Annotated in this window: 12 protein-coding genes; 8 read left to right on the top strand and 4 right to left on the bottom strand. The window is 71.0% G+C overall.

The genetic code is table 11. The features are described from left to right. Nucleotides 1-23: 23 nt before the first annotated feature. Together OV427_RS24165 and OV427_RS24160 are read left to right on the top strand one after the other, a co-directional pair. Nucleotides 24-2018, top strand: coding sequence for a patatin-like phospholipase family protein (locus OV427_RS24165; RefSeq protein WP_267858520.1), 1995 nt, complete (start codon nt 24-26; stop codon nt 2016-2018). Between the two features lie 207 nt (nt 2019-2225). After that, nucleotides 2226-3107 (top strand): OmpA/MotB family protein, encoded by an 882-nt coding sequence (locus OV427_RS24160; protein WP_267858519.1) that lies wholly within the window; start codon nt 2226-2228, stop codon nt 3105-3107. A gap of 23 nt (nt 3108-3130) precedes the next feature. Here the strand turns inward: OV427_RS24160 and OV427_RS24155 are convergent, their stop codons facing one another. Then, nucleotides 3131-3655, bottom strand: a complete 525-nt coding sequence (locus OV427_RS24155; protein ID WP_267858518.1) for a hypothetical protein — start codon at nt 3653-3655, stop codon at nt 3131-3133. Nucleotides 3656-3837: 182 nt separating this feature from the next. On the opposite strand from OV427_RS24155, the gene OV427_RS24150 reads away from it, so the two are divergent. Together OV427_RS24150 and OV427_RS24145 are read left to right on the top strand one after the other, a co-directional pair. Next, nucleotides 3838-6789 (top strand): hypothetical protein, encoded by a 2952-nt coding sequence (locus tag OV427_RS24150; protein WP_267858517.1) that lies wholly within the window; start codon nt 3838-3840, stop codon nt 6787-6789. 26 nt (nt 6790-6815) lie between these two features. Then, complete coding sequence (locus OV427_RS24145; protein ID WP_267858516.1) at nt 6816-8012, top strand: OmpP1/FadL family transporter; 1197 nt, start codon at nt 6816-6818, stop codon at nt 8010-8012. Between the two features lie 100 nt (nt 8013-8112). On the opposite strand, the gene OV427_RS24140 is transcribed toward OV427_RS24145, so the two are convergent. The 3 genes from OV427_RS24140 to OV427_RS24130 form a co-directional block, all read right to left on the bottom strand. Further along, nucleotides 8113-9339 (bottom strand): cyclic nucleotide-binding domain-containing protein, encoded by a 1227-nt coding sequence (locus OV427_RS24140; protein WP_267858515.1) that lies wholly within the window; start codon nt 9337-9339, stop codon nt 8113-8115. A gap of 13 nt (nt 9340-9352) precedes the next feature. Continuing rightward, a complete protein-coding gene (locus OV427_RS24135) occupies nt 9353-10546 on the bottom strand; it encodes a cyclic nucleotide-binding domain-containing protein (RefSeq protein ID WP_267858514.1) in 1194 nt (397 codons plus the stop codon). Nucleotides 10547-10748: 202 nt separating this feature from the next. Beyond that, complete coding sequence (locus OV427_RS24130) at nt 10749-12353, bottom strand: LVIVD repeat-containing protein (RefSeq protein WP_267858513.1); 1605 nt, start codon at nt 12351-12353, stop codon at nt 10749-10751. Nucleotides 12354-12551: 198 nt separating this feature from the next. Between OV427_RS24130 and OV427_RS24125 the strand changes: the two genes are divergently transcribed. The 4 genes from OV427_RS24125 to OV427_RS24110 are packed head-to-tail and all read left to right on the top strand — an operon-like array spanning nt 12552 to nt 16486. Continuing rightward, nucleotides 12552-13874, top strand: a complete 1323-nt coding sequence (locus OV427_RS24125) for a WD40/YVTN/BNR-like repeat-containing protein (protein ID WP_267858512.1) — start codon at nt 12552-12554, stop codon at nt 13872-13874. Nucleotides 13875-13884: 10 nt separating this feature from the next. Continuing rightward, nucleotides 13885-14526, top strand: coding sequence for a hypothetical protein (locus OV427_RS24120; protein WP_267858511.1), 642 nt, complete (start codon nt 13885-13887; stop codon nt 14524-14526). Then, nucleotides 14523-15773 (top strand): YncE family protein, encoded by a 1251-nt coding sequence (locus OV427_RS24115; RefSeq protein WP_267858510.1) that lies wholly within the window; start codon nt 14523-14525, stop codon nt 15771-15773. The genes OV427_RS24120 and OV427_RS24115 overlap by 4 nt, the downstream gene beginning before the upstream one ends. After that, on the top strand, nt 15770-16486 hold the full coding sequence (locus OV427_RS24110) for a c-type cytochrome (protein ID WP_267858509.1): 717 nt from the start codon (nt 15770-15772) through the stop codon (nt 16484-16486). The genes OV427_RS24115 and OV427_RS24110 overlap by 4 nt, the downstream gene beginning before the upstream one ends. The last annotated feature ends 27 nt before the right edge of the window (nt 16487-16513 follow it).

Here is a 16513-nt window from a genome sequence, read left to right as displayed (position 1 = left end):
TGATCCGCGGAGCCTGCCCGCCCATGACCGTCAAGAACACCCCGTCTCCCACCCCGGTCGCGCCCCGCCGCACCCCTGACGCTCCCGCGCCGGTGGCGCCCCGCAAGGCGGAGGAGCCCAACCTCCTCGCGAAGCTCGGCCAGGGCCTCCAGAACGTCGCCCGCAAGGCGGATCAGCTCGTCGACGGCTTCGAGGCCCGCCTGCCGGACCTGGGCAAGCTCGGCCTCCCGAAGCTGCCCGGCATCTCCGGCAAGCCCTGGGAGGGCATCACCCTCACCGGCAAGCCGCTCCAGATTCCCTTCGACAAGCTGCTCCAGGTCGACCTGGGGGACCTCCGCAAGGTCCTGGAGCACATCGTCCCGCAGAAGATTGACGACAAGCAGGGCAAGCAGCTCATCGCCCAGACGCAGGGCTTCCGCGACAACCTCGGCAAGGTGCGCTCGCTGGGGCTGGAGCTGGACATGCTGCCCCCCTCGCACCCGCGCCACGCGCAGGTGAAGGCGGAGCTGGCCAGGGCCGAGGCCGAGCTGACCAAGACGACCGGCTACACCCGCGCCACCGCGCCCCGCGCGGGCTCGCTGTGGCTGGACCCGCAGTTCCTCGCCAAGGAGCTGCCCAACGGCCAGGTCCATGCCAGCAAGTTCCCCACCGGCACGCCGGTGACGAAGCCGCCCAAGCCGCTCGACTTCCTCTTCGGCGGCGACAAGGCGAAGGCCGCCGCGTACACCGCCTCCGTGGCGAAGCGCCGTGAAGAGGCCGGCATGCCGGTGCAGGGCGGCGAGCCCATCGGCGTGCACCTGTCCCTCCAGGGCGGCGGCGGCAAGGGCAAGCGCTACGCCGCGATGATGGCGGAGATGCAGGAGCTGGGCGTCGTGCCGGTGAGCCTGACGGGCACGTCGGCCGGCTCCATCGCCGCGGCCTTCGCCGCCACCGGCGCCACGCCGAAGCAGCTGGAGGACGTGGCGAAGGACCCGCGCCTGGGCAACCTGTACGACTTCGATTTGGACATGAAGGACGGCGGCATCCTGGACGGGCAGGCCGCGTATGACCTCTTCGACGCGAAGCTGCGCGAGCTGACCGGCATCAAGGACCGGCCCGTCACCTTCGCGGACCTGAAGGTGCCGCTGCAGCTCGTCGCCGCGAAGGCGTACGACAGCGCGGTGGGCAAGGAGGGCTTCAAGAGCGCCAAGGACCGCGTCTTCGTCTTCAGCCAGGAGACGACGCCGGACACGCCGGTGGCGCTCGCCATGCGCGCCTCCATGGCCATTCCGGGCGTCTTCGAGCCCGTGCAGGTGGTGGACCCCGTCACCGGCCGCAACATGCACCTGATTGACGGCGGCACGCTGGACAACCTGCCCATGGGCTACAACAAGAACGACCTGCCGCAGATTGGCGCGTCGCTCTCCTCGCGCGGCGACGCGCACCCGGTGAATGGCCAGGCCACCGCGAAGCCGCTGCCCACCGGCCAGCTCGACACGGACGACGTGCTGTGGAACGCCTTCAACGGCGTCGCCATGCTGAAGGACAACGCCACCAACGCGCAGGACTGGAAGGACCGCACCCAGCCGGGCGCCAACCAGTTCATGCTCAGCGTGCCCACGTGGGACCTCACCGACCCGAAGAAGAGCAACAGCATGCTCGGCTTCGGCTACGACGCGAAGGTGGACCCCACGCTCGACAAGCAGACGCGCCAGGTGACGCAGGGCTTCCTGCGCGAGTTCATGGACGACCTCGGCAAGCCTGGCGCGCGCGGCACCAACCTCTCCACCCAGGTGCCCGCCAACCTCCACTTCGACGTGCCGGTGAACGTGAAGGGCGAGTCCTTCCGCGTCACGTACAACGGCGGGGACAAGGTGACGGCCACCGGCGCGGACGGCAAGCCGCACGAGGTGAAGCTCGGGAAGCAGAAGATTGAGGCCATGTGGCTGGACAACCAGGCCTTCGGGGATTTGAACGCGCAGCTCGGCGAGGCCCTGGGCAATCCACGCAGCGTGCGCCCCTCGTGGTTCCCGTTCTGACGTTGCTGCAACGTTGAACCTCCAGATACCTGCACGCACCCGGGGCGCCTTGAAGCGCACCCGGGCGTGGTCGCTACGGTGGCTCGCGAGTCTCTTCTTCACCGAAGACGATGGCGTCCCCCGGCGTCAGCGTGCAGACCGTGGCGCCCCCCGGCGCGACCGTAGAGACCATGGCGCCCCCCCGGCGCCCCTACTGGAGGTCACGACATGACGGAAGTCCCGCACGAGCACGGCCGGCAGCAGCGCACCTGGGTCCCCTGGTTGGTGACGGCGCTGGTGGTGCTGCTCGCGGGCGGCGTCCTGTTCCTCGCCAACAGGAGCTCGCAGCAGGCCCAGGCCCTGGCCGAGCAGTCACGCGCCGCCGCCGAGGAGGCCGCCAACCGCGCCCGTGACGCGGAGGCCGCGCGACTGCAATTGGCGGAGAAGCTGGCCGCGGCGGAGTCCGAGCGCACGAAGCTGGCCACCGAGAAGGAGCAACTCAGCAACGAGAAGGAGCAGCTCAGCCAGACGGTGCAGGAGCAGGAGGCGGAGCTCGCGAAGCTCAAGGCCACCTACGACGACCTGCAGGACAAGATGAAGGCGGAAATCGCCAACGGCGCCATCAAGCTGTCGCAGGCGGAAGGGCGCATCCAGGTGGACCTGGTGGACAAGGTGCTCTTCGACTCCGGCGACGCGAGCATCAGCACGCGCGGCCAGGAGGTGCTCACGCGGCTGGGCGGCGTGCTGGCCAGGGTGGACGACAAGTCCATCCAGGTGTCCGGCCACACGGATGACTCGCCGCCGTCCCAGAAGCTGCAGGGCACCTTCCCCACCAACTGGGAGCTGTCCGTGGCGCGCGCCGTCAACGTGGTGCGCTTCCTCCAGGAGAAGGGCGGCGTGCCCGCGCGCCGGCTGGTGGCCGCGGGCTACGGCGAGATGCGCCCGGTGGCCGCCAACGCCACCCCGGTGGGCCGCGCGCGCAACCGCCGCATCGAAGTGCTGCTCATGCCGGACCTGCCCAGGCAGCGCAACACCGCGGCGGTGAAGCGCGCCCTCGCGGACTCCACCCCGCCGAAGAACGCGGTGAAGCCCGCGAAGGGGACGAAGTAACCTTTCGTCCCAGCGGGCGCCGGTTACTTCTTCTTCACCGACTCCAGCAGCTTGCGGAAGGGCTTCTCCGCGGACGCCGCCGTCTTCTCGGGCGCGGTCAGCTTGAAGAAGACGGCGCCCTCGGGGCCTTCCACAATCGCGCCCAGCAGGCGGAAGCCCGGCTTCGGCGTGGAGGGGCCCATCATCGGCCCGCCGCCCGCGTACGTGCCCTTCACGTCCACCGTGGTGACGGGCATGCCGTTGAGCTTCTCCGTCTTCGTCTTCGCCGCCTTGTCCACGGGCTTGCCGTCCGGCGTCTGGAACTGGCCCACCCAGCGCTTCACGTTGGCGTCCACCGCGCCGCCCTGGCCCTGGCCGAAGTAGAAGACGGCCAGCTCACCGCCCTCGGCGTCACCCTTCGCCGCCGGAATCTTGTACGTGGCCGCGCGCATCGGCCGCTCGCCCTGCGTCGTCCACTCCGCCGGGGCCGTCCACGTCAATCCCCCGGCATCCTCCGCGTGAGCCACCACGGCCGCGGTCACCACCAGCACACTCAGCAGTCGGTTCATGCCCCGTAACGTACCCGCCGCATGTCCCCGGCGCAGCCGCTGAGACACGCAGTATTTCCGCTCGCACGCCAGCCACGGCTAACACGACGCGTCAACCCGGCTGTCTTCCTGACGACCAAGCAACGTGCTACGCCACGGAATCGTTTCCAGCAGTCCAACTTTGGACGCGAGGGGTCTTACCCATGAAAAAGGTGTTGTTCCTGGGGGCTCTTGCCCTCGGTGCGGCTGCGTGTGATCCGGACATCGCGAAGGATGCACCGCCCGCCGAAGAAGCTGTCGTCGCGGAGTTCGACCCCGCGGCCTCGCCCGCCATCGTCCCGTCGCCCAACGACCTGGCGTTGGACGCGAAGACGGGCCTCGTCGCCGCGCCCATCAACCCGAACGCGCCCGAGGCTGAGCAGGAATTCACGCGCGACTACGTGAACACGCTGGATGGCTTCCCCACGGCCATCTCCGCGTCCACGACGGTCAAGAACCTGGACCCGGCGAGCGTGACGCCGAACACGGTGAAGATCCTGGACCTGTACGCGGGCACGCCGCTGTCGCGTCCGGTGCCGGCGAACGTCGTCGTCGGCTACAACGAGGACACCGACAAGATCAACGTGATTGCCCCCACCGGCTGGCCCAAGGGCGGCCGCTACGCGGTGGCGCTCGTCGGCGGTGAGAACGGCCTGAAGACGACGTCCGGCAAGACGGTCATCCCGTCGGCCACGTGGGCCTTCGCCAGCTCCCAGGAGGCGCTCGTCACCTGCGAGGACCTGACGGCCCCCACCTGCCGCGCCGCCACCGAGCTCATCCCCGCCACCGCGACGGAGCCCAACGCGCGCATCGCGGAGCAGACGGCCACCGCGCTCCGCCTGGAGCAGCTGCGCCGCAGCTACGCGCCCGTCATCGACGCGGTCGCCGAGAAGTTCACCCTCAAGCGCGACGACATCGTCCTGCTGTGGACCTTCACGGTGATGAACATGCCGGAGGCCACGTTCGACCCGGCCAACAGCATCATCCCCTTCCCCAACGACCTGCTGCGCGTCCCGGCCACGGCCACCGCCCCGGCGCACCTGAACCTGCCGGTCAACACGTCCCCCAACGCCAACCCGCTGGAGGTCGCCATCTCCAAGGGCCTCAACACGCTGGACGGCTGGTCCACCACCGCCCCCATCGTCACCGAGAACGGCGTGAAGACGGGCGCCATCGACGTGGGCGCCGAGCTGGACATGAACACCGTCAAGCTGGGCCAGACGGTGCTCTTCATCAAGGCCACCAACCCCACCACGGGCACGGCCCCCAAGGTCAAGGTGTGCATCAACTGCACGTCCAGCCTGAAGGTGGACGGCAGCGCGCAGACCACGCCGCAGCAACTGCAGATCGTCCCCGAGGTGCCGCTGGACGAGGGCACCCAGTACGCCGTGGTCATGCTGCGCGGCATGAAGGACATCAAGGGCCGCGCCGTGGCGCCCACCGCGCCCCAGGTCCTGCTGCGCAGCAAGGCCGCGCTGGTCGACTCGGCCGGCAACAGCCAGCTGGCCGCGGTGCCGAGCTTCCTCGCCGCCCAGCTCGAGCCGGCGCGTCTGGCGCTCAAGCCGCTGTATGACGCGCTCGAGGCCCAGGGCATCAAGCGCAAGGATGTGAATCTTGCGTGGGCCTTCACCACCCAGAGCACCCGCTCCATCCTCCAGAAGCTGAACGCGGCCCCCGGCGCGGTGCCGGCCGACCCGTACTTCCTGACGGACCAGACGGCCACGCTCAAGGCCTCCATGGCGGCCAACAAGCTGGACAACGCCGACGTGGGCAGCGCGTTCGTCGGCGCCTACCTCACGCCCTACCTGCTCAGCGACGACCAGGGCACGCTCAACCGCGCCGCGCCGCGCATCGACCGCATCCCGTTCATGCTCTTCACGCCGAAGACGCCGGCGCCCGAGGGTGGCTTCCCGGTGATCGTCTTCGGCCACGGCCTGACGGGCAACCGCACCAACATCCTGGCCGTCGCCAACAAGCTGAACGCCAATGGCTTCGCGGTGGCCGCCATCGACTCCGTCCAGCACGGCGACCGCGTCAGCTGCGCGGGCATCTCCGCCGCGTCGCCGGTGCCCTACGGTGACCCGGCCAGCTCCGCCGACGACATCACCACGCCGAACGGCGCGTGCTCCGGCGGCAGCACCTGCGACGTGACGCTGAACAGCCCCACCTACGGGCGCTGTGTGAATGCCGCCGCCGCCATCGACTGCGACCCGCGTCCCACGGACCCGGCGACCCCGGCCGCCCTCCACGGCGACCTGGTCTGCGCCTCCCAGCGCCAGGGCCGCTGCGTGGCCACCAGCGCCACCACCGGCAAGTGCGAGGGCGGTGACTTCCTCCGCGCCAGCAACGACAACGCGCGCGCGGTGCCCGTCATCAACGCCTGGAACTTCCTCAACCTCACCAACCTGTTCGCCACGCGCGACAACTTCCGCCACGCCGTGGTGGACGCCGCGCAGCTCACCCGCGTGCTGGCCACCGACAGCATCAACGCCCGCCTCTCCGCGGTCGGCGCCGGCACCCTCAACGCCGCGCAGATGCACTACGTGGGTCAGAGCCTCGGCAGCCTCCAGGGCGCCCTGACCAACTCCGTGAACGACAAGTTCCGGCGCGTGGCCCTAAACACCGCGGGCGGCGGCCTGACGGACGTGCTGCTGACGGCCACCAACCCCACCTTCGTCGCGTACCGCACCGGCTTCAACAACCTGCTGGCCAGCGCCAACCGCCCCGTTGGCACGCCGGCCTACGACGAGTTCATCACCCTGGCCCGGACCATCCTGGACCCGGCGGACCCGCGCAACTACGGCTACTTCCTGGAGAACGGCCAGGCGGCCAACCGTGATGCGTTCATCCAGTACATCAAGGGCGACGACGTCATCACCAACCCGGTGACGGACTACCTGCTCGGCGCGGCCAACCGCGGCGGGGAGCGCGCGGTGCAGTCGTACCAGTTCGACGTGCAGCCGCTGCCCGCGAACGTCAAGCATGGCTTCTTCACCATCTTCGACCCCACGCTGGACGCGACCGACCCCACGGCGCAGTTCCTCAAGTCCGTCCGTGACTCGGCCCAGCAGCAGGTGGCCGACTTCCTGAAGACCGGCGTCGCGCCCACTCCGTAATCGCCTCCCGAGAGAGACCCAAAACCATGAAGAAGACACTCTCCCTGGTAGCGCTGCTCGCAGCCGGCACCTCGCAGGCCGCGGGCTTCCAGATCAACACCCAGAGCGCCCGCTCCACGGGCATGGGCAACGCGGCCGCCGCGTGGCTCGATGACTCGTCCGCCGTGTACTCCAACGCGGCGAACATCCTGGGCGACAAGAAGCTGGACGTGTCGGTGGGCGACACCGGCATCCTCCCCACCCTGAAGTTCACCCCGGAGGGCGGGGCGACGGAGGGCCAGAAGACGACCCTGTCCCCGCCGCCGCACCTGTTCGCCACGTACAAGGTGATGGACAAGCTGGCGGTGGGCCTGGGCATCTACACGCCCTTCGGCGCGCGCAGCCGCTGGGTGGATGACTTCTCGGGCCGCTTCCGCGCCCGTGAGTCGGCCATGGCCGTCTACAACATCAACCCGACGGTGGCCTACCAGGTCCACGAGCGCTTCCGCGTGGGCGCCGGGCTCGACATCGGCCGGGGCACGCTGGAGCTGAAGCGTGGCCTGGACTTCGTCGAGAGCGAGGGCAACGTCCACCTGGGCGGCGGCGCGTGGGGCTTCGGCGCCAACGTCGGCGTCCAGGGCGTGGTGGTGCCCAAGCTCATCACCGCCGGCGTGCACTACCGCAGCCCCATGAAGCTGACCTTCAAGGGCGACGCGGACTTCCAGGACGTCCCGGCGGAGTTCCAGGGCCGCCTGAAGGACACCATCGTCCAGGGTGACGTCACCCTGCCGCAGTCCATCGCGGCGGGCGTGGCCGTCACGCCCCTCGAGCGGCTGACGCTGGCCTTCGATGCGAACTGGGTGGACTGGTCCGACTTCGAGCAGCTGGCGATTGAGTTCCCGGAGAACCCGGCGCTCAACAACCCGCTGCCCAAGCGCTGGAAGGCGACGTGGAACTTCCACCTCGGCGCCGAGTACGGCGTGACGGAGGCGCTCCACGTGCGCGCGGGCCTCGTCCTCGACCCGTCCCCGAGCCCGCAGGACACGCTGACGCCGGACCTGCCGGACGCGGACCGCGTCGCGGTGACGGGCGGCGTGGGCTACGCCTTCGGCGCGCTGCGCGCGGATGCGGCCTACCAGTACGTCACGCTGTCCAACAACGACAGCACCGCGCCGGGCATCCCCGGCCGGTACAACGGCCACGCGCACGTGTTCGGCCTGACGCTCGGCTACTCCATGCAGTAGCCGGAAGGCCTGCCCCGGCTCCCTGAGCCGGGGCGGTCCTGACGCCCGGGTCTCCCTCACGGGGGCCCGGGCGTTTCGTTTTCCAGGGGTACGCCCGCGGTCAGACGCGCAGGTCGCCGTCGTGCAGCACGCGGCCGGAGGCCAGCGCCTGGGCGGTGCGCTGCAGGCGCTCGGTGCCCATGCGCATCAGCATGCCCTTGAGGCCGGGCTGGCTGAGCAGGTGCTTCTCGAAGGCGGCGCGGTCCAGGCGCAGCACCACTCCCGCCACCTCCGCGCGCACCGTGGCGGACACGGGCTTGTCCAGCAGCAGGGAGATTTCGCCGAAGACGTCGCCCTCGCGCAGTTCCGCCAGCGCCACGCGCCGGCCGTGCATCTGCTCCAGCCACGGCGTGTACCGGCCGCGCAGCACCACGTAGAAGGCGTCCCCGGCCTGCCCCTGCGTCAGCAGCGCCTCGCCCGCGCTCACCGTGCGCAGCTGGAAGTCGCGAGACACGGCCGCCTTCTGCTCCGGCGTCAGCTTGCTGAGCAGCGGGTTGCTGCGCAGCAGGTTCTCCACCATGCGCCGCCGGTAGAAGGCCTCCACCGCGCCGGCCACCGTGGGGTGGCGCGCGGCCACCGCCTCCATGCGCTCGCGCGTCAGCTCCAGGAGCACGGCCCGCTCGGTGGCCACCACCGTGGCCAGCCGGGGCCCCTCGGAGACGAGCGCCAGCTCTCCGAAGAAGTCGCCCGGGAGCACGGTGCCCGCCGACTTGCGCTCGCCGCCCTCCAGCGTGCGCAGCACGTCCGCCTTCCCCTCCACCAGCGCGAACATGGACGCGCCCGCACTGCCCTCCTCCACCACCGCCTGCCCAGGGAAGAAGGCGCGCACCTCCATCGCCTCCAGCAGCGCGATGAAGGCCTCGCGGCCCAGGTGCGAGAGGATGGGCATCGCGCCCGGGGCCTCGGGCCCGGGCACCGGGGCCATCGTCCCCGGGGAAGCCGTCGGCGCCGCGGCGCTCGGCGCCAGGGCGAAGCGCTCGGCCAGCACGCGCGCGGTGCGCGTCGTCGCGGCCGGGGGCGCGCCGAGCCGGGACAGCGCCAGACACGCGGCCACGGCGCGCAGCGGCTGCGCCGCCTTCGTCCAGGCCAGCGCGGCGGCCTCGTACGCCGTCGCCGCCTCCGCCTGTCGCCCGAGCCACTCCAGCAGCTCCGCCACCCGCTGGCGGACCTCCGCGTCGTCCGGGGCGGACCTCGCCATGCCCTGGTACTCCGCCAGGGCGTCCTCCAGCTTTCCTTCACTGGCGAGCTGGACGGCCCGCTCCCTGCTCGCGCCACGCGTATCCGCCATTGCGGGCTCCAGCCTACGCGCTCAGCGCCCGGACGCGCTCGGCCAGATTCTCGGTGAAGAGCCGGTAGATGCGCAGCGCGGCGGCCTCGTGGGTGTCCAGGTAGTGCTGGAAGTCCACCCGCGTCACCCGCAGCGCCCGCACCGCCGTGCGCGAGCGCACGTGCGCGGACGTGGGCCCGTCCAGGATGAGTGAGATTTCACCCAGGAAGGCCCCCGGCCCCAGCGTGTTGAGCAGCCGCGCGTCCATCCCCGGGCCGCTGAACACGTCCACCGTCCCGTCCAGCAGCACCAGCAACCCCGTGCCCCGCGCTCCCTTCTCCAGCACCGTGGTGTCCTCGGGGATGAGCACCTGCTGCGCCATGCGGAACAGGTCCTTCATGTCCTGCATCGGCAGCTCGCCGAAGATGGGGATGGCCTTGAGGTACTCGTAGCCGTCCGGGGGCGGCGGGGGCGCGCGCTCGGGCTCCACCACGGCCGCGTCCAGCCCCAGGTGCCTGAGCAGTCGCGCGTGCTCCGCCTGGAGCGCGCCGTCCTCGCGCGCCGGGCCGGACTCCTGCATCGCGTCCGCCAGCAGCACCAGCGCCCGCCACGAGTCTCCCAGCGCGTCCAGCAGCGCGCTCATCCGCAGCACCGCCTCGCGCCGGCGCGGGTGCCCGGGCGCAATCGCGCGCAGCGACTCCAGCTCCGCGTGTGCGTTGCCCAGTTCGCGGTACACCGCCGCGGCCTCCTGGGGCCGGTGCAGGCGCGTGAGGCACTGGGCCATGGACTCGCGCGCGTCCAGCGCCCGGTACAACTCCAGCGCGCGCTCCAGGCTGCCCGCGCGCTCGAAGGCGGCGGCCGCGCGGCCGCGCTCACCGGCGCGCAGCCACGCCTCGGCCGCCTTCTGCAATGCACCGGACTGCTCGTGCAGGGGCGCCGCCGCCGCGTGCGCGCCATCCGCTTCCAGCAGGCGCGCGGCACCCGCGAAGTCCCGTGCGCGCCTCAGCACCTCCACCAGCGACGAGCGCGTCTGCCCGGGTACGCCGGAGGACTCCTCCAGCACGCACTCCCGCTGCGGCGCGGCCAGGTCCTCGTAGGCCCGGACGGCCACCTCCACCGCTCCCTGCATCACCGCCTCCCAGACGGCGCGCGTGGCGGTCCCCGCGGGAATGTCCCCCCGCCCCGCACCGTCGTCGATGAGCCTGGGCTCCACCGTGGACCCCGCCATGTCGTGCACTCCCCCAGAGACACCCGTGGACAGCCCGCCCGGAGCCGCCCTCGTGCCGGGTGTCTCCCGCGTCCGTAGCAGACAGGACGGGTGGGAGGCGAGCCCCGCGCACCGCGCCCACCTCCCGCCGACGCTCCGGGGTGGGCCTCCCCCGGGGCGTTGTGACGGGTGGACAACCTTCCACCCGCCACGAAGGCGCCGCTCAGCCCTCCCGCAGGATGAGCAGGCCGCGCACGGTGTCGATGACGTACACGTGGCCGTCCCCCGGCACGCGGATGCCGATGGCACCGTCGTAGAAGGAGTAGCCCGCCTTCGGGTGCTCCGGCTGGTAGGTGTTGTAATAGCCCACCTCGCGCGGCTGCCAGGGCAGCGTCACGTCCAGCACCCGCACCCCCTCCTGGTAGTGGGAGAGGTACAGCCGGTTGCCCTTCAGCTCCATGTTGTGGATGGAGACGCCCGGCCGCAGGCGGTACTCACCGACGATGCGCACCGCCGCCGGGTCCGTCACGTCCAGCACGCGCAGGTGCGCGCCCCAGTGCTCACCGCCCTCGAAGGCGAAGAGCCGCTGCCCCTGGCGCATCACCCGGCTGGTGTGGCTGGTGGAGTGCTCGTGGACGATGTACTCGCCCACCACCTCCACCGCCTCCGTGTCCCGCACGTCCGCGATGAGGTAACCGCTCTCCCAGTGGCTGATGTAGAGCCTGTTCTCGAAGGGGAAGGCGTCGTGGGGGTAGGTGACGTTCGCCGCCGTGGCCACGCCCGGCGCCACGAAGCGGGTGAGCAGGACAGGCGCCTTCGCGTCCTTCACGTCGAAGATGAGCGTCTCCACGTTGGGCCCCGGCGACATGGCGTACAGCCGGTTGCCCTCGACGATGACGGTGTGCACTTCGATGCCGCCCTCGTCCCCGGGCAGCGAGCGCAGGAACCGCGGGTCCGCCGGGTTGGAGATGTCGAAGACGAGCAGGCCCTGGTCGGCGCTCGCGACGTAGAGCGCGTCATCCTTCGCCCAGACGCCGTTCCAGTAGTTGTCATTGGGGTACGAAATGGACTTCTTCAGCACCGGCGCGCGCGCGTTGGACACGTCGAACACGCTCAGCCCGCCGGGCCGGCTCAGGGAGGGCACCGACACCACGTACGCGTGGCCCTTCGTCACGTACACGTCCACGGGCGTCGCCTCGCCCACCGCCATCTCCGACAGCAGCGACAGGCCGGAGGCCTCAGACTCGCCCTGGCGGCGCACCACGCGCGCGGCCTCGAAGGTGCCGGAGAAGGTCTGCGCCCCGTTGCGGCACTGCTGGTAGCAGCCCTTCAGCGTGAGCCCGTCCTCGCTGGCCTCGCACCCCACCATCACCAGCGCGGTGGAGCCGCCGTCCGGACGGCTCGAGCGCGCCCCGAGGAAGAACCGGCCATCCTCCAATTGCTGCTCGGGAAGGACGACGGTGCTGTGGCGGGAGACGCCCCCATCCGTCGCCACGAGCAGCGAGTTCACCGTGCTGAACACCGGCTCGGTGTCATCGATGAGGAGGTGCGTGGTGTAGAGGCCGCCCGCCTTCGCGCCCTTCAGTGAAGGCAGGTTGCAGGCGGAGTAGTCGAAGGACTCGTGGGCGCCGCACGGGACGGCGGCATTCGCGGCCGGCTTGCAGGCGGCCAGCGGGCCCGTGTGCTCCCAGTCCGGGTCGTCCACCATCCACGGCGTCACCTCGTGCTTGACGAGGGGAGGGGCCACCAGCTCCCCCGAGCAACCGGCCGCCACGCCCAGTACACCGGACAACACCAATCCCCACGCGCTACGCGTCCACTGCCTCATCGAAGGCATCCTTCCGAAATGATGGGTGGGAGCGTCGGGGAACCCCGCCCGGCCCGCGGAGTCCTTCCGTCCTGCTCTGCCTGGTGAACGAGCGGGGAAGCACACACATATCGCGCGACGTTTCACGCTCCGCCGCTATGCGCGGGCGCGCCGGGCGTTATCGTGGAGCCGGGCCGGCACGTTCCTGGAGTCCCGCGGATGAATCCTCGCAACACGGTGACAGCGGTCATCACCCTGCTGGCCCTGGGCACGGGCGGGGCCGCGCACGCGCATGCGGGCCTGCCAGAGACGTCCAACGTCACCATTCGCCGCGGCCACCCCGAGGACTTCTTCGTGGGCGCGTCCTTCGGCGCGGTGATTTCGCGCGACAGCGGCCAGACGTGGCGGTGGATATGTCCGGACGCCATGGGCTACGGCGGCTGGCGCCCGGAGTCCTTCCTGTGGCGCGAGGCCGGCGACATCATCGCCGCCACCGGCAGTTCCATCCTGCGCTCGGCCGACAACGGCTGCTCCTGGAATACGCATCCGTATTTCAAGAGCACCTGGGTGACGGGACTCGCCGCGCACCCCACGGATGACCGCATCCTCTACGCCGTCACCGGCCGGCCCACGACGCCCAATGGCGTGTACCGCTCGCACGACGGCGGCGAGACGTGGGAGCCCACGCCGCTGTTGCGCACGGGACTCAACCTCAATGCCGTGCGCGTCTCGCCGGTGGACCCCCGGCGCGTGTATGCCTCCGGCGACGCGAGCGGCCAGTTGCTCCTCTTCCGCAGCGACGACGCGGGCGACACCTGGGAGGAAATCCCCCACGCGCTGCCGGAACTGCTCCGGCCGTACGACCTGGTGGTGACGGCGGTGGACCCCGTTCAGGCGGACGGGGTGTGGGTGCGCGTGTCCGCGCAGGGCTACACGCACCTGATGCGCAGCGACGACGGCGGCCGCACGCTGACGCAGGTGCAGATGCTGGACGACATCTTCACCAACATGGAGCTGTCCTCCGACGGCGGCACCGCCTGGGTGGGCACGCTGAACTCCTTCTTCCGCGGCCCGCGCGCAGGCCCGCTGGAGAAGCGGCCGCTGCCCACCGGCAACTCGTGCGCGCTGCGCACGGGCGAGACGCTCTACGCCTGCGGCTCCACCTGGCTGCACGACTGGGCCCTGGCGCGCAGCAACGACCAGGGCGACACGTGGGAGCCGCTGTTCACCCTCTACGGCATCAAGGGCCCCGACCAGTGCCCCGCGGGCACGCCGGTGCAGAAAATCTGCCCGGGGCTGTGGCCGCAGCTCGCGGACCAGCTCGGCGCTGAGGTGTACACCGACGGCGGCGTGGAGGAGCCACCTCCGCCTCCGCCACCGCCGCCCGAGGACGCGGGCACGCCCGACGTCGACGCAGGGACGGCGCCTCCGTCGAAGTCCGATGGCTGCGGCGCGGCGTCCGGGAATGCGGCACCCGCCCTGATGCTTCTGTCGACCCTCACGCTGTGGCGCCGCGGCCGGCGGCGCTCGAACCACCAGTAGGCCCCTCACCATGAAGACCCTCTCCCGGAAGCTTTTGTGGACGTCCCTGTCGGCCGCGCTGCTGGCGCTGGCCCCCGCCTGCGACAACGACGAGCCGGAGGCCGACGAGTGCGGCGAGCCGCTCTACGGCGGCGACGCCACCGACGAGGCGTGGCGCTCGCTGGTGGACGCGAAGGACAAGGCGACGGCCAGCGCACAGGCGGTGACGCTGGAGTCACCCACCGAGGGACAGACCTACATCGGCACCGACGCGGCGCCCACGTGGCGGTGGACGTCGCCGATTGCGTCGCTCACGCCCGGCGCGGCGCCCCTGACGCCCTCCCCGCAGGCACGCCCACGTAACGAGGGGCGCTCCGTGCTGGCGTGGCTGGGGAACCTGATTCTGCCCTCGGCCGAGGCGCACCTGCCGCCCTTCACCGGCGACATCTACTGGGTGCAGGTGACGGTGCCGGGCCGGACGTGCCCGGTGGAGATGCTCACCTCGAACCTGGAGTGGCAGCTCGACGCGGCCACGTGGGACACGCTGCGCGGCGCGATTGGCCAGGACCTGTCCATCCAGGTGACGAGCGCGTACCTCGTGGAGAACCGCCTCCGCGAGGGGCCCTACAAGATGGCCATGCCGCGCACCGTGCACATGGTGGGCGCACGATGAAGCAGGCACGCCGGTGGGTGCCGGCGCTCGCGCTCGCGCTGGCCGCGTGCACCGACGACCCGGAGCCCGGGGACGCCGGGACGCCCCCGGAGGAGCTCGAGTACGCGCACCCGGACCCGTGGGCGGAAGGAACCGTCGTTCCACCTCCCGGGCCCGGCGGGCGCATCCTCATCACCAACAGCCTCGACGACACGCTGAGCCTCATCGAGCTGGACACCGTGGGCACGCCCGGCTTCAAGGAGCTCGCGCGCGTGCCGGTGGGGCTCAACCCGGTGGAGCTGGAGGGGCCTCACCACACGGCGGTGGCTCCGGACGGCACGGCCTACTACGTCGGCATCTCCAACTACGTACCGGGCGGCGGCTCGGGGCCGCATGGCACGCACGGCACGGGCTCCGAGGACGGCTACTGCCTCAAGCTGGACGCGCGCGACAACCGGCTGATGGGCTCCGTGCGCGTAGACCCCAACCCCGGCGACATCATCGTCAGCCGGGACGGGCGCACGCTGTACCAGACGCACTTCGACACCCTGAAGATTACCGAGGTAGCGCGGCGGGGCGGCAAGGAGTCGGAGATGGACGCGCGGCTGGCCATCATCGACGCGGCCACCATGACCCGGAAGGACATGGTGCCGGTGTGCCCCGCGCCCCACGCGGTGCGCCTGTCCGCGGACGAGCGCACGGCCTACATCGCCTGCTGGTCGGACGAGGTGGCCATCGTGGACCTCACCGCGACTCCGCCCACGGTGCAGCGGGTGAAGGTGGCGGCCAACACGGGCACGGCGGTGCGCCCCCAACACGAGCCCTACGCGCTCACCCTGTCGCCCACCACGGGCGAGGCGTGGGTCAGCTCCATGTCCAGCCGACAGGTGCAGGTGCTCAACCCCACCACGAAGGCGATGGACCCGACGCGCACGGTAACGGGGCTGCGCGGCGCGCCCATGTTCGGGACATTCACCTCCGACGGCAACACGCTCTACCTGCCCTACCAGGCCGCGGACGTGCTCGCGGACATCGACCCGGCGACGGGCCTCGTGCGGCGCGAGGTGGACCTCGCGTCGGCCGGCTGCCTCAACGTGCACCAGGTCACGCTGACGCCGGACGAGAAGTACGGGCTCGTCGTCTGCGAGGGCGACCACCAGGGCCCGGGCACGGTGCACGCGGTGGACCTCGCCGCCGGCACGGTGGTGGGCACGGTGCGGGTGGGCATCTTCCCGGACTCGGTGAGCATCCTCCGGGGGCAGCCATGAGGCGCACGAGGCTGGCGCTGCTCGCGGCGCTGACGCTGCTCGCGGCGGCGTGCGGCGATGATGAACCGGTGCCCGCGGCGGAGTACGGCGAGCGGCTGTTCAGCGACGCGAAGCTGTCGGAGAGCCGGTTCAACAGCTTCTCCTGCGCCACGTGCCACTCGACGACGCCCACGCCCGCGGCGGGACGGATGGACTCGGGCTACACGCTGCATGACTCGGCCTTCCGCAAGTCGTGGTGGGGCGGGTACGAGACGCGCCTGCTGGACGCGGTGAACTTCTGCTACGTCAACTTCATGCGCGGCGTGGCGCCGCTGCCCGAGGACTCGCCGCAGAGCCGCGCGCTCTACGAGTACCTCGTGAGCATCAGCCCCAATCAGGACGCGCGGCCGCTGCCGATGACGGTGGTGAAGAACGCCGCCGACGTGACTCGCGGTGACAGGGCGCGCGGTCAGGAGGTGTACCGCGCGGCCTGCCAGAACTGTCACGGCGAGCTGCACACGGGAGAGGGCCGGCTGACGGAAGCGGCCTCGGTGCTGCCCGAGGTGACGGCGGACTACGGCGAGGTCTTCCCCGGGGTGCCACCGTCACTGGTGGTCATCGAGAAGGTGCGGCACGGCCAGTTCTTCGGCGTCGGCGGCAACATGCCTCCGTACAGCCTGGAGGCCCTGTCCGACGCGGACCTCGGCGCGCTGCTCTCCTTCCTGGACTTGTGACACCCACCGCGTCCAGGGCGTAACCTC

Origin of the sequence: Pyxidicoccus sp. MSG2, from assembly GCF_026626705.1 — a bacterium.
GTDB lineage: Bacteria > Myxococcota > Myxococcia > Myxococcales > Myxococcaceae > Myxococcus.
The sequence above is the reverse complement of the archived record's forward strand: the minus strand, read 5'-3'. Positions and strand labels throughout refer to the sequence as shown.